The sequence below is a fragment of the Pseudomonas sp. 22082 genome (assembly GCF_052046055.1).
Classification (GTDB): domain Bacteria; phylum Pseudomonadota; class Gammaproteobacteria; order Pseudomonadales; family Pseudomonadaceae; genus Aquipseudomonas; species Aquipseudomonas pharyngis.
Genome location: NZ_JBQEQB010000035.1, coordinates 1 through 19,571 on the forward strand (window position 1 = coordinate 1; position 19,571 = coordinate 19,571).

General features: G+C 59.8%; 22 protein-coding genes. 3 read left to right on the plus strand and 19 right to left on the minus strand.

The genetic code is table 11. The annotated features are described in order from the left end of the window. Positions 1-66: 66 nt before the first annotated feature. The 9 genes from ACTJK9_RS27960 to puuE all read right to left on the minus strand — a co-directional run bounded on the left by ACTJK9_RS27960 (position 67) and on the right by puuE (position 8,155). On the minus strand, positions 67-852 hold the full coding sequence (locus tag ACTJK9_RS27960; protein WP_064594588.1) for an outer membrane protein OmpK: 786 nt from the start codon (positions 850-852) through the stop codon (positions 67-69). A 30-nt stretch (positions 853-882) separates the two neighbouring features. Continuing rightward, positions 883-1,224 carry a hypothetical protein gene (locus ACTJK9_RS27965; protein WP_129973340.1) on the minus strand — a complete coding sequence of 114 codons (342 nt, stop codon included), beginning with the start codon at positions 1,222-1,224 and terminating at the stop codon, positions 883-885. A 1-nt stretch (position 1,225) separates the two neighbouring features. Next, the gene (locus tag ACTJK9_RS27970; protein ID WP_221399079.1) at positions 1,226-2,011 is read right to left on the minus strand and encodes an outer membrane protein OmpK; all 786 of its coding nucleotides are present in this window, start codon (positions 2,009-2,011) and stop codon (positions 1,226-1,228) included. Positions 2,012-2,098: 87 nt separating this feature from the next. Then, positions 2,099-3,457, minus strand: a complete 1,359-nt coding sequence (locus tag ACTJK9_RS27975; protein ID WP_011333188.1) for a nucleobase:cation symporter-2 family protein — start codon at positions 3,455-3,457, stop codon at positions 2,099-2,101. A 169-nt stretch (positions 3,458-3,626) separates the two neighbouring features. Continuing rightward, on the minus strand, positions 3,627-4,940 hold the full coding sequence (locus ACTJK9_RS27980) for a urate hydroxylase PuuD (RefSeq protein ID WP_039769892.1): 1,314 nt from the start codon (positions 4,938-4,940) through the stop codon (positions 3,627-3,629). Positions 4,941-4,991: 51 nt separating this feature from the next. Further along, the gene (locus ACTJK9_RS27985) at positions 4,992-5,495 is read right to left on the minus strand and encodes an ureidoglycolate lyase (protein ID WP_027613342.1); all 504 of its coding nucleotides are present in this window, start codon (positions 5,493-5,495) and stop codon (positions 4,992-4,994) included. Between the two features lie 135 nt (positions 5,496-5,630). Continuing rightward, entirely contained in the window at positions 5,631-6,626 is a 996-nt protein-coding gene (gene alc, locus ACTJK9_RS27990) for an allantoicase (protein WP_007960036.1), read from the minus strand. Positions 6,627-6,716: 90 nt separating this feature from the next. Continuing rightward, a complete protein-coding gene (uraD, locus tag ACTJK9_RS27995; protein ID WP_085613502.1) occupies positions 6,717-7,232 on the minus strand; it encodes a 2-oxo-4-hydroxy-4-carboxy-5-ureidoimidazoline decarboxylase in 516 nt (171 codons plus the stop codon). Then, the gene (gene puuE / locus ACTJK9_RS28000) at positions 7,229-8,155 is read right to left on the minus strand and encodes an allantoinase PuuE (RefSeq protein ID WP_064594599.1); all 927 of its coding nucleotides are present in this window, start codon (positions 8,153-8,155) and stop codon (positions 7,229-7,231) included. Before puuE ends, uraD begins: the two co-directional genes overlap by 4 nt. 429 nt (positions 8,156-8,584) lie before the next feature. Here puuE and uraH point away from each other — a divergent pair, with 429 nt between their 5' ends. Then, a complete protein-coding gene (gene uraH / locus ACTJK9_RS28005; protein ID WP_011333195.1) occupies positions 8,585-8,938 on the plus strand; it encodes a hydroxyisourate hydrolase in 354 nt (117 codons plus the stop codon). Between the two features lie 122 nt (positions 8,939-9,060). Here the strand turns inward: uraH and ACTJK9_RS28010 are convergent, their stop codons facing one another. From ACTJK9_RS28010 to ACTJK9_RS28025, 4 genes are all read right to left on the minus strand, one after another. After that, entirely contained in the window at positions 9,061-10,599 is a 1,539-nt protein-coding gene (locus tag ACTJK9_RS28010; RefSeq protein ID WP_440817575.1) for a hypothetical protein, read from the minus strand. 139 nt (positions 10,600-10,738) lie between these two features. After that, a complete protein-coding gene (locus tag ACTJK9_RS28015; RefSeq protein ID WP_085649368.1) occupies positions 10,739-11,368 on the minus strand; it encodes a LysE family translocator in 630 nt (209 codons plus the stop codon). 87 nt (positions 11,369-11,455) lie between these two features. After that, positions 11,456-12,805 carry an NCS2 family permease gene (locus ACTJK9_RS28020; RefSeq protein WP_440817578.1) on the minus strand — a complete coding sequence of 450 codons (1,350 nt, stop codon included), beginning with the start codon at positions 12,803-12,805 and terminating at the stop codon, positions 11,456-11,458. Between the two features lie 196 nt (positions 12,806-13,001). Continuing rightward, positions 13,002-13,445 (minus strand): MarR family winged helix-turn-helix transcriptional regulator, encoded by a 444-nt coding sequence (locus ACTJK9_RS28025; RefSeq protein WP_039769905.1) that lies wholly within the window; start codon positions 13,443-13,445, stop codon positions 13,002-13,004. An 82-nt stretch (positions 13,446-13,527) separates the two neighbouring features. Here ACTJK9_RS28025 and ACTJK9_RS28030 point away from each other — a divergent pair, with 82 nt between their 5' ends. Next, positions 13,528-14,694 carry a PLP-dependent aminotransferase family protein gene (locus ACTJK9_RS28030; protein ID WP_440817581.1) on the plus strand — a complete coding sequence of 389 codons (1,167 nt, stop codon included), beginning with the start codon at positions 13,528-13,530 and terminating at the stop codon, positions 14,692-14,694. A gap of 34 nt (positions 14,695-14,728) precedes the next feature. Here the strand turns inward: ACTJK9_RS28030 and ACTJK9_RS28035 are convergent, their stop codons facing one another. From ACTJK9_RS28035 to ACTJK9_RS28055, 5 genes are all read right to left on the minus strand, one after another. Then, on the minus strand, positions 14,729-15,100 hold the full coding sequence (locus tag ACTJK9_RS28035) for a glutaredoxin family protein (protein WP_085613494.1): 372 nt from the start codon (positions 15,098-15,100) through the stop codon (positions 14,729-14,731). 101 nt (positions 15,101-15,201) lie between these two features. Beyond that, the gene (gene folE, locus ACTJK9_RS28040) at positions 15,202-15,747 is read right to left on the minus strand and encodes a GTP cyclohydrolase I FolE (protein WP_003204506.1); all 546 of its coding nucleotides are present in this window, start codon (positions 15,745-15,747) and stop codon (positions 15,202-15,204) included. Positions 15,748-15,824: 77 nt separating this feature from the next. Further along, the gene (locus ACTJK9_RS28045; protein ID WP_039769915.1) at positions 15,825-16,382 is read right to left on the minus strand and encodes a Smr/MutS family protein; all 558 of its coding nucleotides are present in this window, start codon (positions 16,380-16,382) and stop codon (positions 15,825-15,827) included. Positions 16,383-16,455: 73 nt separating this feature from the next. Beyond that, on the minus strand, positions 16,456-16,776 hold the full coding sequence (locus tag ACTJK9_RS28050; RefSeq protein ID WP_007960009.1) for a hypothetical protein: 321 nt from the start codon (positions 16,774-16,776) through the stop codon (positions 16,456-16,458). A 131-nt stretch (positions 16,777-16,907) separates the two neighbouring features. Continuing rightward, on the minus strand, positions 16,908-17,498 hold the full coding sequence (locus ACTJK9_RS28055; RefSeq protein ID WP_011333204.1) for a cysteine hydrolase family protein: 591 nt from the start codon (positions 17,496-17,498) through the stop codon (positions 16,908-16,910). A 239-nt stretch (positions 17,499-17,737) separates the two neighbouring features. Between ACTJK9_RS28055 and prmB the strand changes: the two genes are divergently transcribed. Continuing rightward, positions 17,738-18,646 (plus strand): 50S ribosomal protein L3 N(5)-glutamine methyltransferase, encoded by a 909-nt coding sequence (gene prmB / locus ACTJK9_RS28060; protein ID WP_064594620.1) that lies wholly within the window; start codon positions 17,738-17,740, stop codon positions 18,644-18,646. An 86-nt stretch (positions 18,647-18,732) separates the two neighbouring features. On the opposite strand, the gene ACTJK9_RS28065 is transcribed toward prmB, so the two are convergent. Continuing rightward, positions 18,733-19,524 (minus strand): hypothetical protein, encoded by a 792-nt coding sequence (locus ACTJK9_RS28065; RefSeq protein ID WP_085613492.1) that lies wholly within the window; start codon positions 19,522-19,524, stop codon positions 18,733-18,735. Positions 19,525-19,571: the final 47 nt, after the last annotated feature.

Genomic DNA, 19,571 nt, shown 5'->3' on the forward strand with positions numbered 1-19,571 from the left:
CACAAAACCAGTGTGGGAGCGGGCTTGCTCGCGAAGGCGTCCTTTCAGACGCCACTGACACCAGGATCAGAAGTGGAACTTCACCAGGAAGCTCGTGGTGCTCTGATCGGTCTTGAAGTACTGGCTGTCCTTGATCCCGTACTTGTCCGACCAGTAGTCGTACTCGACACCCACATACAGCTGCTTCTCGCCAATGCTCAGCGCCTTGCCCAGGTCGTATTTGACCTGTGGGTTGAAGTGCAGGTTGGCGTGGTAATCGCCTTTGGAGTTGGAGTCGTTGTCGACCACCCAGTCCATGAAGCCGTCGATCAGGATGTTCGAGTCGCCGACCGGAATCGTGTAGGACCAGACCGGGGTGATCTGCCAGACGTTGTCACCGGCGCGGGAGCCTTCGGTGTGGCGCTGGTAGAAGTTCAGCTGGAAGTAGTCGAAGCCCGGGATCGCCAGGTCAAAGCCTGGACCGATCAGGTACGACTCGGTATCGCCTTCACCGAATTCGTAGGTCATGGCCAGCAGTACGTCGGTGACCGGACCGAAAGCCAGTTTCTGATCGAAGATCTTGCCGAACGACAGACGCGGGCTGATTTCGCCGTAGTAAGTGTTCGAGCCGACACCGCCGTCATCCTTGCCGTTGTAGAAGATCTTGTCGACGAACACGAAGTTGTCGCCGTACTTCCAGGCATCGGCGTGTTCGAAGGTGACGGTCTGCTGAATGCGCGGGTTGACCTGGAAGTCCTTGCCATAGAGGTAGGTCAGGCTGTTGTTCTGCCATTGCAGCAGGCCGTCGGCCATGGCCTGACCCCCTGCCAGCAGCGATCCCGCAAGCATCAGGCTGGTGCACATACGTTTCATTCGGTTGCTCCCAAAGTAGGTGTTCCACGTTTATTTTTTTGAGTCGGCGCTCTGGTGTGGCGCCTTTTTTCGTTGCAGCAAAAAATCATCCATCCGGTCAGCTTTCATGCTGTTAGCAAGAGCTGAGCCAAGGCTTTTCGAAAAGCAAAAAAACGCCCGTCGGCTGCTGAAAAACAGTCGATTGAGCGTGTTTTCGGGATGCCTCGGTACTGACCGAAGCCTGGATAAGTTGGCTTTTCGGTCAGAAATTAAATTCGGGCTTTTTTTTAGACCGAATTCAGGAGGCCGCGGAGAATACTGACTCAACGGCCAGGCCTCAAGTGCCCCGCAACAGAGCACCGACGACAGGTACGGGGCACGGTTGCGGGTCATCTTAGAAGTGCACCTTGACCAGCAGGCTGGCGGTGTTCTGGTTGGTGTCGAAACTGTGGGTGTTTTCGACCCCGTATTTGTTTTTCCAGTAGCTGTATTCGGTGCCGACGTACACCTGCTTTTCACCCCAGCCGAGGGCTTTGCCCAGGTCGTATTTGATCTGCGGGTTGATGTGCAGGTTGGCGTGATAGGTGCCGCGCGAGTTCTGATCGTTGTCGACCACCCAGTCCAGATAGCCGTCGATCAACAGGTCGGAATTGCCCACGGGAATGCTGTAGGACCAGCCGGGGGTGATCTGCCAGACGCCGTCGCCGGGGCGCGGGCCTTCGGTCTGGCGGCGGTAGAAGTTCAGGGTGAAATAGTTGAAGCCCGGTACCTTGAGGTCGAAGCCGGGGCCGATCAGGTAGGCCTCGCTGTCGCCTTCGCCGTACTCGTAGGTCATGGCCAGCAGTACGTCCTTGATCGGGCCGAATTCCAGCTTTTTGTCGAAGATCTTGCCGAACGACAGGCGCGGGCTGAATTCGCCATAGAACGCGTGGGGCCCTTTGTTGCGGTCTTCCTGGCCGTTGTAGAAGATCTTGTCGACGAACAGGAAGTTGTCGCCGTACTTCCACTTGTCGGCGTGCTCGAACGTCACCGTCTGCTGGATCGACGGGTTGATCGCGAAGTTCTTGCCGTACAGGTAGCTCAGGCTGTTGGTCTGCCACAGCAATAAATCGCCGGCCATGGCTTGCGATGCGGCCAGCAGGCCGCCGCCCAACAACACGCTGGTTTGAGTCCGGATCATCTGTTGCTCCCTCTTGTTTTTATTGTTTGAGGCAAAGCTGTCGCGAGGGGGCAGGCTTGGGCGAGCCCCCTTTTTTTACTCTTCGGATCAGTGCGGGTGTGCGTGGCAGTCGTTGATCGCGGCGCGTTCGGCGCCACCGAGGATGTTGAACAACAGGTTCAGCGTCAGCGCGCTGAGGGTGGCCATGGCGATCCCGCTGTGGGTGATCGGGCTCATCCACAATGGCAGGTGGGCGAAGAACTCCGGACGCACCACCGGGATCAGGCCCATGCCGATGCTCACCGCCACCAGCAATTGGTTGCGACGGTCGCCGATGTCGGCCTCTTGCAGGATCTTGATGCCGGTGGCCGCGACCATGCCGAACATCGCAATCGCCGCGCCTCCCAGTACCGCCGGTGGAATCGATGCCACCAGGAACGCGGCTTTGGGCAGCAGGCTCAGGACGATCAGCAGACCGCCGGCGACGATGGTCACCGACCGGCAGCGCACGCCAGTCATCTGCACCAGGCCGATGTTCTGCGCGAAGGAGGAGTGGGTGAAGGTGTTGAAGAAACCGGCGAAGAACGACGCGCCGGCATCACACAGCAGGCCGCGACGCAGCATGCGCGGGCAGACTTCCTGACCGGTGATCTTGCCCAGCGCGAGGAACATCCCGGTGGACTCGACGAAGATGATCACCACCACCAGACACATCGACAGGATCGGTGCCAGTTCGAACTTCGGCATGCCGAAATGCAGCGGGGTGACGAACTGAACCCACGGCGCGTTGGCCATGCCGCTCAGGTCGACCATGCCGATGGCGCCGCAGAGCACGTAGCCCAGGCACATGCCGATCAGCACGGAAATATTGACCCAGAAACCGCGCATGAAGCGGTGGATCAACAGAATGGTGGCCAACACCAGTGCGGCGATGGCCAGATAAATCGGTGAACCGAATTGAGCGGCGCCAGCGCCGCCACCGGCCCAGTTCACGGCCACGGGGAACAGCGACAAACCGATCGAGGTGATGACCGTGCCGGTCACCAGCGGCGGGAAGAAGCGGACGACCTTGGACATGAACGGCGCGATGATCATGCCGAAGAACCCGGCGGCGATGGTGGCGCCAAAGATTCCCTGCAGACCGATGCCGGGCATGCCGGCCATGGCGACCATGCTGCCGACGGCGGCGAAACTGGCGCCCATCATCACCGGCATGCGGATGCCCATCGGGCCGATGCCCAAGGACTGCACGATGGTGGCAATGCCGGCGACCAGCAGGTCGGCGTTGATCAGGAAGGCGATTTCTTCACGACTCAGGCCAGCGGCCTGTCCGATGATCAGCGGTACCGCGATGGCGCCGCCATACATCAGCAGTACATGTTGCAGACCGACCAGGATCAGTTGCAAAAGGGGCAAACGCTGAATGGCGGGTGCGTCGGGGATGCGCGCTTTGGACAGCTCGGACATGCAACACCTCGGATCTTTTTTATTCTTGTGATTGAACAGCTGCCGGGTTGCTCACAGCTGTTTCTTTGCATCAGGTAAACCGCGTTGCGGCTAATCGCTGGCAAGCCAGCTCCCGCACAGGCAGTGCAAAACCCTGTGGGAGCTGGCTTGCCAGCGATGCTTTTACTGCTTAGTTGGTCTGGGCTCCCTGGGCGATCCATGCACCGATCAGGTCACGTTCCTGCTGGGTCATCTGCGTGATGTTGCCCAGTGGCATGATCTGCGTGGTGATGGCTTGCGCCTGGATCCGCGCCGCGTTCTGGCGGATCTGCTCGGGGGTGTCGAACATCACACCGGCCGGTGCCGCGCTGAACAGCGGGCTGGTCGGTTTGGCCGAGTGGCAGACCGCGCAGCGTTCCTGGATCACCGAGTGCACCTTGTCGAAACCCGGGCCCGCATTGGACGCCTGAGCGGGAGCTGCGGCCGGTGCAGCAGGGGCGGCTGGTTGTGCCGCTTCAGCCGGTTTCGCGCCACCACCCAGCGCCGTTTCCGGCAGTGGCTGGTACTCGATTTTCGCAGGTGCCTTGGCCACGTCCGGCGCGGTCGACATCGGCGCCGGGCCGGTGACGTACGCCAGGCTGATCATGCCCACCGCTGCCACTGGCAGGGTCCAGGCAAACTTGTGGCTGTCGTGACGGGTGTTGAAGTAGTGACGCACCAACACCGCCAACACCGCGATCCCGGCCAGGATCAGCCAGTTGTACTGGCTGCCGTAGGTGCTCGGGAAGTGGTTGCTGATCATGATGAACAGCACCGGCAGGGTGAAGTAGTTGTTATGACGCGAACGCAGCAGGCCTTTGGCCGGCAGGGCCGGATCCGGCGTGCGGTTCTCGGCGATCGCGGCGACCAGGGCGCGCTGGGCCGGCATGATGATGCGGAACACGTTGCCGACCATGATGGTGCCGATGATCGCGCCGACGTGAAGGTAGGCACCGCGACCGCTGAATACCTTGCTGAAGCCATACGCCGCGCCGATGATCAGCACGAACAGGATGAAGCCGAGCAGGGCAGGTTTCTTGCCCAGAGGCGAGTCGCAGAGGAAGTCGTAGATGAACCAGCCGGCGATCAGCGAACCGATGCCGATGGCCACGCCTTCAGGGCCGGTCAGGCCGCTGCCGGGTGCCACGAGGTAGAGCACGGGGTTGGAGTAGAACACCACGCACAGCAGCGCGATCCCCGACATCCAGGTGAAATAGGCTTCCCATTTGAACCAGTGCAGGTTCTCCGGCATCGACGGAGGGGCCAGTTTGTATTTTTCCAGGTGATAGATACCGCCGCCGTGGATCGCCCACAGATCACCGGCAAGACCGGTTTTCGGATTGACGCGGTTGAGGTTGTTCTCCAGCCAGACGAAGTAGAACGACGCGCCGATCCAGGCCACGCCAGTGATCATGTGAACCCAGCGCACGCTCAGGTTCAGCCATTCCAACAGATGTGCTTCCACAGTCTTTACCTCTCGCCTGTCACTCTTGTTGTCGAGTGATCAGACCTTCTCTTATTGGTGGGGGGCGAGGATCAAACGCTCATCCTCTTTGAAAAAATGCTCATCGCAGTTATTGCCTGTGCCACTGCGATCAACCACCAGGAAGTCATCCCGCTTTTCGATCGTCAGCACCGGGTGGTGCCAGACGCCGCGATGGTAATTGATGCCCTGCCTGCCGTTGGTGACGAAGGCGCGGACCAAGCCTGATACAGGTACATCGCCAAGTGGCGCGACCACGATCAGAAAGGGGTTGCCGAGCAGCGGAATGAAAGCCTGGCTGCCCAGCGGATGGCGTTCCAGCATGCTGACGGTCAGTGGCATGTCCTGCGCGTCGGCGCGGAAGATGCTGATGATCGCGTTGTCCTCAGGCGTCGCGGTTTCGACCGTCGCCAGTTTGTGGAAGCGCATGGTCGAACCGTTGTTGATCATGAAGTGATCGCTGCCGTCGGTTTCGATCACGTCACCGAAAGGGGCGAAGGCTTCTTTGGTCAGCGGTTCAATCGTCAGTGTGCGCATGCTGTTCTTCTTTTCGTTGAGTTCTGTGTTGTTGGTTCTGACGCCTTCGCGAGCAAGCCCGCTCCCACATTCGATCGCATTCCCCTGTGGGAGCGGCGGTGCGACGATTCGACTTGCTCGCGAAGGGCGCACCGCTTATTTAGCGACCTTGCCGAGAACGCGCAGGCGGCTCACACCACCATCCGGGAACACGTTCAGACGGATGTGGGTGATCGGGCCCAGTGCCTTGATCTGCTCGACGAAGGTGTGTTCGGCGTGCATTTCCAGCTTCTGGCTCGGCAGCAGTTCACGCCAGAACAGCGACTGGGTTTCGATCTGGCTGTCGGTGCCGCCCTTGACGAACGCGCCCTGGATCGAGCAGGTGTCCGGGTAGTTGCCCTTGAAGTGCAGCGTGTCGACGATGATTTTTTCGATCTCGCCCGGGTGGCCCAGCGCGACGATCACCCAGTCATTGCCCGGGGTACGACGACGTGCGGTTTCCCAGCCGTCGCCCATGTTGATGCCACGGCCCGGGTTGAGAATGTTGCTCATGCGGCCGAAGTGTTCGTCGGAGCAGGCGAGGGCGCGGCCACCGTTGAGGGCTGCGGCCAGGTCGACTTGCTCGTTGTCGCCAACAGCCGACCAGTCGCGGAACGGAATGCCGTACACGCGCAGACGGGCCACGCCGCCATCCGGGTAGATGTTGAAGCGCAGGTGGCTGAACGCCTTGTCGTTGCTGATTTCGTGGTAGTGGTGGCTGTTGCCTTGCAGTTCGACGGCCGACAGCACTTCAGTCCACTGGGTGTTTTCGTCCGGCTCGCCCGACGCCAGGAAGCACGCTTCCAGCGAGGCCGATGGCGGGAAGTTGCCGGTGAAGAATGAAGTGTCGATGTCCACGCCTTTGATCGAACCCGGTACGCCCAGGCGGATCACCGCGCTGTCGTAGCCTTCGAAGCGCTTGCGGCGGGACTCCCAGCCGTCCATCCACTTGCCGTTGTCATCGAACACGCCCTCCTTCCACACGGCCGGGGTCGGCTGAAACAGACGATTGGCGTCTGCAAACCAGTCATCGGTGACCGAGATGATTTTGGTGCCCAGACGGGCATCGGCCAGGTTGACGAACTTCTCGAAAGGTACGGCGTAAGCTTTCATTCTTCTTGTCTGCCTTTAAATAAGTGGCTGGGGATGCTTGCAGGGCCCTGGGAAACACAAGCGTTCTAGAGGTTTCTCGGGCCAGGCTTGCTAGAGAGTCAGTAATCGGAACAGGGCGATCTTGTTGATCTCCGCCAGCGCGCATTTGAACTCGGTGTCGACCGGGTTGTGAATGCGCGTTTCGAACGCCGCGAGGATCTGATGCCGGTTGCTGCCTTTTACCGCCATGATGAAGGGAAACTTGAACTTGGCTTTGTAGGCGTCGTTCAGCTCGGTGAAGCGCTGGAACTCTTCGGCCGTGCATTGGTGAATACCGGCGCCAGCCTGTTCATGGGTGCTGGCTTCGGTCAACTCGCCCTGGACGGCAGCTTTGCCGGCCAGGTCCGGGTGAGCGTTGATCAGTGCCAGCTGACTGGCGTGATCGGCGCTCAACAGGATGTCGCTCATGCGCTGGTGCAGGGTTTCGATCTGGTCGATCGACGCATCCTGGCCCAGGTCGAAGGCCTTCTCGGCCACCCATGGCGAGTGTTCGTAGATGTCGGCGAAGGCGTTGACGAAGGCGTCGCGGCTCAGGGTCGACGGTTGCAGGGTTTGAAAGGTGCTCATTTGGCAGCCCCTTGGTACGGGTGGGTTTCGTGCCAGTGACGTGCGATGTCGACGCGGCGGCTGAACCACACCTGTTCATGACTTTTAGCGTATTCGATAAAGCGCTTGAGCGAAGCCAGACGCGCCGGACGGCCGATCAGACGGCAGTGCAGACCGATCGACAGCATCTTCGGCGCTTCGGCGCCTTCGGCATAAAGCACGTCGAACGCATCCTTGAGGTATTCGAAGAAATCGTCGCCCTTGTTGAAACCCTGGACCTGGGTGAAGCGCATGTCGTTGGTGTCCAGGGTGTACGGGATCACCAGGTGCGGCTTGCCGGTCGGGTTGTTCGGTTCCCAGTAGGGCAGGTCGTCGTCGTAGGTGTCGCAGTCGTAGAGGAAACCGCCTTCTTCCATCACCAGACGACGAGTGTTCGGGCCGGTGCGACCGGTGTACCAGCCCAGCGGGCGCTCGCCGGTGAGTTCGGTGAGGATGCGGATCGCTTCGAGCATGTGCTCGCGTTCCTGCGCCTCGTCCATGTACTGGTAGTCGATCCAGCGGTAGCCGTGGCTGCAGATCTCGTGACCGGCCGCGACCATCGCGCGGATCACATCCGGGTGACGCTGGGCGGCCATGGCCACGGCGAAGATGGTCAGCGGAATGTCGAATTCCTTGAACAGTTTCAGGATCCGCCAGACGCCGGCGCGACTGCCATACTCGTAAAGCGATTCCATGCTCATGTTGCGCGCGCCTTGCAGAGGCTGGGCCGCGACCATTTCCGAGAGGAAGGCTTCCGATTCTTTGTCGCCATGCAGGATGTTGCGCTCGCCACCTTCTTCGTAATTGAGTACGAAGGACAGGGCGATCCGGGCATTGCCCGGCCAGTGTGGGTGAGGAGGGTTACTGCCGTAACCGATCAGGTCGCGTGGGTAGTCAGCGCTCACTGCAGTCTTCCTTCTTATTCGTTGACAGATTGTGTGGCGCCTTGAAGATGGGATGGCAGCTGGCGTCACAGCGATGGGCTGATTGTATACAACTTTATTCTCAATTTGTAAGCCTGAATTTTCGCATTTTTCACCGGCCGTCCTCTTTTGCTGATAACGGTGAGAGCCTGCAAGAAATCTGCCTGATCAGTCAGCTAATGGATCAGAGGTTCAATGAATGTATGGTTCGAGGGCTGAGCAGCGGAAAATCGGCGGAGGCTGGGGGTGAGAGGAAAAATGTCGTTTTTATTGTGTACAATTTTTTTTAAAAGTGTCTTAATCAGTCGCTCGCCGCAGCTTTTCGTGCTCCGAAACGGTGCGGTCTCCTTTTCAACTGACTTCGGGAGGCGCGAGGCCTGACTGCTCCACGCAGGCAGGCGCGCAGAATCAATGGGACGTTTGACAACACACGTTTTGGACGCTGCACACGGTTGCCCGGGCAGCTCGATCAAGGTCGAGCTGTACCGCGTTGAAGGTTCGCACCTGGAATTGGTCGCCAGTGCGCTTACCAACAGCGATGGCCGGGTCGATGCGCCGCTGCTGCAAGGCGATGACTACCGTACCGGTGTCTATCAGGTTCAGTTCCACGCCGGCGATTACTACCGCGCCCGTGGCGTCCAGTTGCCGGAGCCGGCATTTCTGGACGTGGTGGTGCTGCGGTTCGGCATCTCTGCCGAACAGGATCACTACCACGTGCCGTTGCTGATCTCGCCTTACAGCTATTCCACCTATCGGGGCAGCTGACCCCCAAGCAGCTGCCCCCACCGGGAAGCGACTGCGCATATAGCTTCTTTGGTCTTTCGCCCGCTCACACTGCGGGCTTTTTTTTGCGTTTCGAACCACCACCGGCAGGCAGAGTCACGGTTTCAAAGCCTCGCGTCATTGTCCCTGACGATGAAAACGGTATCCGCGTGGGAGGCGAGTATTTGAGATCCACCCTTGAGCCAGATCAACCGGTTTTGTGCATGTGCCTCTCTGACCACCTGTGCTGCCGGCGGGTCGACCAGATGCTCCAGTCGTGCGTCGAAGTCGTTCGGCTCGAGATTCGTCAGCCGATGAATTTTCCGGCCCCTGACGCGATATAGGCTCAGGCAATACACAAAGTCGTGCATCTTCTGGCGAAGAACCAACGTTGGATATACGGTTGCCCTGCTGGGATCGAAAACTTCGTAGCCATTGTGTCGCAGCACGTACGCCATGAAGCGCTTCAGGTCGACCGCTGACTGCGTCAACATGTAATTTCGCCATTGCGGCCGAAACCTCTCCGGATCGAAGTCCAGTCGTTGCAGGGAGCCGTCCGTATTGGGAGTCGGAAGCTCCAGCGTCAGATCGTTGCTGTGGGCGTTGCTGGACGTATGCAGTATCGGCAGCATCAGCAGTGGATCGGCCAGCTCCGGGCGCAGTGCATCGTTGCCCATGCGCCAGTCATTGAAGGTTTGCCTGAGCCGGGTAAGTCCGCTGCCCGTGGCAATGTCGCCGCCATTGGCGAGGACGAACTGGTGTCTGGCCACGTTGCGGACCGTGGTTTGGGACAGTTGTGGAAACCGATTGGCGACATAGTCCGTCAACGGTTGCTGGAAGGGCGGATTCGGGTCGATTTCCCAGTGAAACGCAGGAGGTACGCGGATCGCGCCACGGGGTTGTTGCATGAAATCTCTTCGCAGAACCCGCTCCAGCAGCGCGAAGTCGTAAATCATGTGCTCCGGGTTCTTGATATATACGATCGGATCTCCGGCATCGGTGCCACGCGGCAGCAATTTGTAATGGATTCCGTCGACGATGATGTCGTCTGGCGATCGGTGATGGAGAGGAGGTTCCCATTGTCGCCACGGGTCAGCCCATTGTCCGGATGTGGCAGCGTCCTGCGGCACTGGCACGCGACTGATGAACAGGGTGGAAGGCGCGTCGTCGGTTTCAGCCCTCGAGCGTACGCGCCATTGAAGTGAGCCTTCTATCTGTTCGAGCCAAGGGCCGGAAGGGTTGATTTCACTCGCAAGCCTGGCCCTGAAACCGTTTTCCGCATCGTTGCCGACCAGCACTGTTCCACCTTCCTGGAGATCGACATAGTGCCTCAGCGCCCCGGCTGATCGAATGCCTGATCGTGGATCGGGATCGGGCAGGCGGGTGAGCAGTCTCGGTGGGAGAAAATACTGGTCGATCGGCATGTGGGGAGCGACAGGGGTGATCAGCGTGTCAGCGGGGAGGTCGACGATCTCAAGGACACTGTGTTCGGGATATGTATGAACAAACTCGCGCGGGGCGATTGTGGGTGTTGCGTCGATACCGTGATGAGGGGCTGTCGGGGGTGGACGTGAAATGATCGGAATCGTTGAATCGCGGATCCCGACGTTCGATTCCTGTGATGAGGTTGCTGGTTTGGGGCGTGTTGGACGTTTGGGGCTCATGGGATAGGTACTCGCAGAGTCGATTCATGTCTCTCCGGACGGGAGAGGCTGGATGTTCAATGAATCGACTCGGCGAAATGCGGTAGATATGTCTACGCACCGAATCAGATGTTTCCAGGTGTCAGCCGGTGTGCCGGGGTCAGTGGCTGCTCAGCAACGATGCCGCCCCTGCGCCACCAAACAATCCGGCGCTGATGCGGTTGAACCAGCTCTGGCCCTTGCCGCTGCGCAGGTAACGCGCCGCGCCGTGGGCGCCGAGGCCGTAGGTCAGCTTGCACAACAGATCAAGCACCGTCCAGGTCGCGATCATCACCAGCAGTTGTTGCAGAAATGGCTGCTCGGCATTAAGGAACTGCGGCAGGAAGGCGGCAAAGAACAGGATATCTTTTGGATTGCTTGCACCCAGTACAAAGGCTCGACCGAACAGCGCGCGAAAGCGTGGAGCCGGCGCTGCATTCGGGACTTCGGCCCCGACCGATGGCTGACGCGATTGCTGCCAGCTCTGCCAGGCGAGGTAGAACAGGTACAGGGCGCCGACGATCTTCAATGCGCTGAACAGCTTTTCCGATGCCAGCAGCAGGGCACCCAGGCCCAGAGCCGAAGCGCTGAGCAGGCAGATCGATGCACTCACGCCACCCAGAAAGGCCGGGTAGGAACGGCGTAGACCGTAATTCAGACTGTTGCTGATCATCAGCAACGACAGCGGCCCCGGAATCAGGATCACCACCAGCGCAGCGCCGCTGAACAGCAGCCAGGTTTCCAGACTCATCACTTGCTCCTTTTTATCGTTATCAAGAATGTGCAAAAGCCCCACCCGGTGAGGTGAGGCTGTTTTGAAGCATGAACCGCGTAGTGCTTACAGGAAGATGAACTTGGCGATGAAGATCGCGCAGAGCACCCACAGGCTGACGGAGATTTCCTTGTATTTACCGGTGCCGGCCTTCAGCGCGACATAGGTAATGAAGCCCAGCGCGATACCGTCGGCGACCGAGAAGGTCAGCGGCATCATGATCGCGGTGACGATCGCCGGAATGCTGTCGGTCGCTTCGTCCCATTCGATGTGCGCCATGCCGCCCATCATCAGCATCGCTACATAAATCAGCGCGCCAGCGGTGGCATAGGCGGGAATCATGCCGGCCAGCGGTGCAAAGAACATCGCGGCTATAAATAGCACACCCACGGTGACGGCGGTAAGACCAGTCCGACCACCAGCGGCCACGCCGGCGGCACTTTCCACGTAGCTGGTGACGGGAGGGACACCAACTACCGCGCCGAATACGCTGGAGGCGGAGTCGGCTTTCATGGCGCGGGACAGGTTTTCGATGCGCCCGTCAGGGTTCACCAGGTTAGCGCGCTGGGCGACGCCCATCAGGGTGCCGGCGGTGTCGAACATGTGCACGAACAGGAAGGCCAGCACCACGCTGATCATGCTGACGTTGAACACGCCGACGACGTTCATGGCCATGAAGGTTGGCGCCAGGCTTGGCGGCGCGGACATGATGCCCTCGTAGTGCACCAGACCAATTCCCCAACCGGCCAGTGTCACGGTGATGATGCTGATGAGGATTGCGCCGAACACTTTGTGATAGCTGAGGATCGCGATCATCAGGAAGCAGATGGCGGCAAGTAGCGGACCGGGTTCACGCAGCGAGCCGAGCTTGATCAGGGTGGCCGGGCTATCGACGACGATGCCGGCGGTTTTCAGGCCGATCAGCCCGAGGAACAGACCCACGCCGGCACCCATCGCATAGCGCAGGCTGACCGGAATGCTGTTGAGCAGCCATTCGCGAATCCGCGAAAAGGTCAGGATCATGAACAGCACGCCCGAGACGAACACCGCACCGAGGGCGGTTTCCCAGTTGTAGCCCATGGTGCCGACCACGGTGTAGGTGAAGAAAGCGTTGAGACCCATGCCCGGCGCCAGGCCCACCGGCCAGTTGGCGTAGAGGCCCATCAGCAGGCAGCCCAGCGCGGCGGCGATACAGGTGGCGACGAAGGCTGCACCGTGATCGATCCCGGCATCGGCCATGATGTTCGGGTTGACGAAGATGATGTAGGCCATGGTGATGAAGGTTGTCAGACCGGCAATCAGCTCGGTCTTCACCGTGGTGCCATGCAAGCTGAGTTTGAAGATGCGCTCAAGCAGGCCAGTGCGTAACGGCGGCGAGAGTTCCAGCGTCGATGCTTCGGATTTGCGGCTTTCCACAGCGAGTACTCCTCAAGAGTTTTATTGTTATTTCCAGGACCGGACCCATGAGGGGTGGCAGCGGTCCTTTGAGGCATACGCGAATTTGTTGACCATGCGGTCAGGAACTCGCACGCTGTGGATTATGCTTTTGTGTACAAATAAAGCAAATATTGTTTTTGGTTTTGTAGACGAAAAGACTGGTGATCGAGCTATATCACTCGGTTGGGCGATTGGTTCCCAGCGCCAGATTGACCGCCAGCCAGCCGTTGACCGCCGTTTCGCCGGCTTCGGCAAAGACGCGCTCGAGCAATTTCACCTGTTCACGACGCAGCGCCTGCTCAAATTTCGCACCTTCGACGGTCAGCTCCAGCAGGCGTTTACGTTTATCGGTCTCGGACGCCACGCTGTTCACCAGGTGCATTTCCTGCAATTGCCGCAACGGCATGTTCAGCGCCTGCTTGCTGACGCCGAGCAGCGCGAGCAATTCCTTGACGCTCAGGTTCGGATAGCGAGCTATGAAAAACACAATGCGTTGATGCACTCGGGACAGGCCGCGACGCTCGAGCATTTCGTCAGCCTTGGCGGTGAACGCCTGATAACCGAAGAAGAAGGCTTCCATGGCCTGTTGTTGGCTGGCGCAGTTTTTAAGGTCAAGCATGTTGACGTTTCCGAGTGAGGTGTCGTAATTTCAGTCAACAAGTTTGACTCATTTTTCCCATGCCTCGCTAGCGGTGACTTCCATGGCTTTTTCCGAACGTGTCTCGCGCCTCAAAAGTTCTCTGATCCGTGAAATCCTTGCCGCGGCCCAGCGTCCGGAAGTGATGTCTTTCGCTGGCGGTTTGCCGGCTGAAGCCATGTTGCCGAAGGTCGAGTGGGCTGAGATGCCAGTTTCTCTCGGCCAGTACGGCATGAGTGAAGGTGAGCCAGCACTGCGCGAAGCGCTGGCAGCAGAGGCGAGGGCACTGGGTTTGCCGTGTGAGGCGAGTCAGGTGCTGGTAGTCAGTGGTTCCCAGCAGACTCTGGACCTGGCGGCCAAGCTGTACATCGACAAGGGCACCGAAATCCTGCTCGAAGCACCGACCTATCTGGCGGCCTTGCAGATTTTTCAGCTGTTCGGCGCCGATTGCCTGACCGTGCCGCTGGAGGCTGATGGCCCGAACCTCGCACAGTTGCGCCAGCGTCTGGAGCAGCACCGCCCGGCGTTCATTTATTTGATTCCGACCTTCCAGAACCCATCGGCCGTGCGCTACAGCGAAGCCAAGCGCGAAGCCGTTGCGACATTGCTCGACGAATTCGGCGTGACCCTGATCGAAGACGAGCCTTACCGCGAGCTGACCTTCGACGGCGCCAGCGCCCAGCCGATTGCCGGGCGCCTCAAGAAATCCAGCTGGATCTACACCGGCACCGTGTCCAAAACCCTGTTGCCGGGTCTGCGCGTCGGCTACCTGATCGCCAGTCCGGACCTGTTTCCGCATCTGCTCAAACTCAAGCAGTCGGCGGATCTGCACACCAACCGCATCGGTCAGTGGCAGGCATTGCAGTGGATTGGCAGTGAGAAATATCAGCAGCACTTGAGTGAATTGCGTGGCTTCTATCGTCAGCGCCGCGATGCCTTTCAAGTGGCGCTGGAAACCCATTTCGCCGATCTGGCGGACTGGAACACGCCGCAGGGCGGGCTGTTTTTCTGGCTGACCCTGAAGCAACCGCTGGACACCCGCACGTTGCTGAACACCGCGCTGGCCAACGATGTGGCGTTCATGCCCGGCGAACCGTTCTTTCCCGATCCGGATCGCAACCCCGGTCATCTGCGCCTGAACTTCAGTCACATCGACCCGGCTCGACTGGACGAAGGGCTCAAACGCCTGGCAGCGGTGGTGCGCCAGGCGCAGGCCGCCGAGGCCGCATGAAAAAACCGGCCTTCATCAGGCCGGTTTTTTTGATTCAGACTGCGGCGAACCGCTGGTTCAGATACTCGATGATCGTGTTCGACTCATACATCCAGGTGGTCTGGCCGTTCTCTTCGATGCGCAGGCACGGCACTTTGATCTTGCCGCCCTCTTCCAGCAGGGTCTGGCGATCCTGCTCGTTGTTCTTCGCATCCTTCAGGGCCACCGGAACGTTCAGGCGGCGCAGGCTGCGGCGGGTCTTCACGCAGAACGGGCAGGCGTGGAACTGATACAGGGTCAGGCTCCTGGCGGCGGCATCAACCTGAGCCTGGGCAGCGGCGGGGCGCTGCTTCTTGCCCGGGCGGGTGAGGAAATCAAGGAAGATGATCAGTTGGCCGAGGCCGACACGAAGCGCTTTGACGAACACGTTACAAGCCTCACAGGGAGATTGAAGAAGGCGCGCAGCTTACCCGATTTTTCACGGACGAAAAAAAACCGGCGATCAACGCCGGTTTTTTCTGTCACGCATTACTTGATCAGGCTGAGAAACTCGCTGCGGGTCGCTGCGTTTTCACGGAACTCACCGAGCATCACCGAAGTGATCATCGACGAATTCTGTTTCTCCACACCGCGCATCATCATGCACATGTGCTTGGCCTCGATCACTACGGCCACGCCCAGCGCGCCGGTGACTTGCTGGACCGCATCGGCGATCTGGCGGCTGAGGTTTTCCTGAATCTGCAGGCGGCGGGCGTACATATCGACGATCCGCGCGACCTTCGACAGGCCTAGCACTTTGCCGCTCGGGATGTACGCGACGTGGGCCTTGCCGATGAACGGCAGCAGGTGGTGTTCGCACAACGAGTAGAGCTCGATGTCCTTGACCAGCACCATTTCGCTGTTGTCGGAGCTGAACAGGGCACCGTTGGTGACCTCTTCGAGCGTCTGTTCATAACCGCGGCAGAGGTACTGCATGGCTTTGGCGGCACGCTTTGGCGTGTCGAGCAGGCCCTCGCGGGAGACGTCCTCGCCCAGTTGGCCGAGAATCGCGGTGTAATTCTGTTCCAGGGACATGAAACTACCTGTGGGGATTTTCGCAAAGGGCAAGGGTACGGTGGCGGACACGACCCTGCAAGTTCGGTGTGACGGGATTATTCGTCGCGGCCTTCCATCATGGTGCGTTTGAGCATCACATACACGGCGCCGGCGCCGCCATGTTTCGCCTGGCACGAGCAGAAACCCAGCACTTGCGCATGCTGGCGCAGCCAGGTGTTGACGTGGCTTTTGATCATCGGCCGCTTGCCGTCCAGACGCACAGCCTTGCCGTGGGTGACGCGCACGCAGCGGATTTCGAATTTGGTCGCTTCGGCGAGAAACGCCCAGAGGGTTTCGCGGGCTTTTTCTACGCTCATGCCGTGCAGGTCGAGGCTGCCTTCGAACGGGATCTGCCCGATCTTGAGCTTGCGCATCTGGCTTTCCTGCACGCCGTCACGGGCCCACATCAGCTCGTCTTCGGGGCCGACGTCAATCACGAACTGATCGGACAGGCCGTCAACGGTGGTGGTGTCGGTGCGCACGGTGGCGGACTGGCGCAGCTTGGCGATCCGGTCTCGGTCAGCCTTGGGTTTGCCGGTGTCGGCGCGGTCGTGCTTGATCGGCTTGACGCCTTGGATCGCACTTTTGAACAGGGAAAAATCGTCGTCTTGCATATCAGCCTCCGCGAAGGGCGGCCAGTTTACCCAAACGGATACAAAACGGCCCGGCAAAAAGCCAGGCCGTCGATCAATCGTGTTTTTTCATCAGGTGCGGGGACATGTTCAATTCTCGCGATTGCCGTGCGCGACGCCGGCAACGACGCCACAGGGCCACGCCGAAATACAGGAACAGCAGGCCGACTGCGAGAATGATTGCGGAGCCGAGCGGGGTTGCGTTCAGGTCGCCGAGCGCCGGTGGGCGCCCCAGCAGGCTGGCGGCCCCGGCCATCGCCAGCAGCACGCCGAACGTCGCCAGTATGGCCGCAATCGCCGCGCCGAATCGAAATCGCCAGTTGCTTTGGCCTTTGGGCCGCAAGCGGCGTGCGTCAAATCCATCGGATAACTTCATTCCGACCTTCCTCAATGGGTATCGGCCCTTCGACCGGGAGTTGACCGGGTTGTTCCTGAGGCTAGGGTAATTGAAGCAAATGCGAGGTTTTTGCAGATGAGCGGCGGGCTGAGCCGCTCATTTACGGAAGATCAGATCAGATCCTGGGTCAGGGCGAGGGTAGCGAAGTTGTCAGCCATGATCGCCATTTCCGCTTCCTGCACCTGTTCGGCGCTGAGCACGCGGCCCTTGAATGGCAGATCGCGGGTGGCACAGGCATCTTCGACCAGGGTGCAGCGGAAACCCAGGTTCTTCGCCGCGCGCACGGTGGTGCTGACGCTGGAGTGACTCATGAAACCGCAGACGATCAGGTCCAGCGAGCCGATGGTTTGCAGACGATCGTAGAGTTCGGTGCCGTGAAAAGCGCTCGGCAGCAACTTGCCGATGATGGTTTCATCGCCCTGGGGTTCCAGGCCGGGGATGAACTCGCCGCGTTCGCCCTGCGGGTCGAACAGACCGCCGACGGTGCCGAGGTGGCGCACATGCACGATCGGCCGGCCGGCCGCGCGGGCGGCGGCAACCAGTTGTTTGATGTTCGCGACAGCCGCGTCCATGCCGCTCAGGGCCAGCGGGCCGCTGAGGTACTCTTTCTGGGCATCGATGATGACCACGGTGGCATGGCTCAACGTGGCCGCTGCGTAACCGCGACCGCTGAGTTGAAACATCGTTTTTGGAACGGACATTCTGGGGCTCCTTCGGGTGGGGCTTTTGCGACATTGTCCTCTGGCTGAGCGGTTCTGTGAATCGCTACCATCGTAGACACCGTCGTTGCTGGCCTGCAGCCTTGTCAAGTTACACGATCTGTTCAATAGCCGAGGGGAAAATCGGAAGAGTCCTACCGTCGCCCCGGGATCTTTCCTGCGTCGTCGCGGCGCGTTTTGGCTGCTAGAATCGCCAGTCGTTTTTTCTGGAGTTCTGCCCCGTGATCACTTCCCGACTTCGTACCCTGCGCGACCACATTCGTTGGGCCGTCAGCCGCTTCCATGGGGAGGATCTGTTTTTCGGCCATGGCACCGACAATGCCTGGGACGAAGCCCGGCAGCTCGTGCTCGGTGCCTTGCACCTGCCATGGGAAATCGCTGACAGCTATCTGGATTGCGCGCTGGAAGACGATGAACTGGTCAATCTTCAGCGCCTGCTCAAGCGCCGCATCGAAGAACGCATTCCCACCGCTTACCTGCTGGGCGAAGCCTGGTTCTGCGGCATGTCGTTCATCGTCGATGAGCGCGTGCTGATCCCGCGTTCGCCGATTGGCGAGCTGATCGAAAACCGTTTTGCCCCATGGATCGGTGACGAACCTGCGCGGATTCTCGACCTGTGCACCGGCTCCGGTTGCATCGGCATCGCCTGCGCCTACGAGTTCCAGAATGCCGAAGTGGTGCTGGCGGATCTGTCGTTCGAAGCGCTGGAAGTGGCGAACCAGAACATTGAGCGCCATGGCGTCGATGAGCGGGTGTTCACCGTGCAGGGCGATGGTTTCGATGGCCTGCCGGGCCAGCGTTTCGACCTGATCGTGTCGAACCCGCCTTACGTCGATGCGGAAGATTTCGCCGACATGCCGGACGAATACCAGCACGAGCCGGAACTGGGCCTGGCCTGCGGCGACGACGGTTTGAACCTGGTACGCCGGATGCTCGCCGAAGCGGCGGATCATCTGACCGAGAAGGGTCTGCTGATTGTCGAGGTGGGCAACAGCCAGGTACACGTCGAAGCGCTGTACCCGGAAGTCGATTTCGCCTGGCTGGAGTTCCAGCGCGGCGGGCATGGCGTGTTCATGCTGACCGCCGAACAGTGCCGCGCCCATCAGGCACTCTTCGCTTCCCGCGTCTAAATGGCATGAATCGCTCCCACAGCTGAAATGCATTCCCCTGTGGGAGCGAGCCTGCTCGCGAATGGCGGTACCGTGGTCTCAAGCCATCAACGGTGCGTTGCAATCCAGATCAGCAACCCAGCCTGAAACACCGCAAACGCCACCAGACAAGTAATGGTGAACCGCAACCCGGCGTCTTCGCGTTTGAACTTGCTGACCTTGTCTTCCTGCTTCTTCAGCTTCACTTCCTGCTCGGCGAGGTTCTGCTCGGCCTGCTGCAGCATTTGCGCAGCTTCAAGAATTTCGACGATCTGCAGCTTCTCGCTGTTCCAGTCGCCCAGCAAGTCACCAACCTTCACTTCCTTGACGCTGCCCTTCAAATGCTGGGCGTCGGCGTAAGCCACATCAAAGCCATGCACCCGCAAAAAGTGATCGCGGCGCAAGCGAGTGTCTTCGTTCAGCGCGTCCTTGTTGTTCAAGTCCATGCCGTCGACGGTGTAGGTGGGCCAGCGTTTTTTCGCCCAGTTGATGCCCTGGGCGGCCATGAAGCGGCCGATGCCACGGTTCATCGGTTCGATCTGCAGACCGCTGTCCGGGCCGAAATGCACGCGTTTGGTCGTGTGATCGACCCACACGTCCAGATGATTCTGTTCTTTGCGCACACGCTGAGCAGGCAACTTGATCGCCATGCGCATCAGGCTGTGTTCTTTGCCGTTGCGCTCGGCGTATCCGAATTCAACGAAACGCAGCGGCCGCCCGCCGGTGTTGCGGTCGGTCTGCAACGGCGCCAGGCGGAGCATCTTGTGGTGCTCGACGTGGACATCCGCCCATGGCAGCTCGACCGCTGGCGGTGCGTCTTTTTCAGCGGTGGTGTCGGGTGAAGTCTGGGTATCGGTCATAACGGCGAGATCCTGTCCAAGCTGCTTGCCGCCAGCCAGTACGCTGG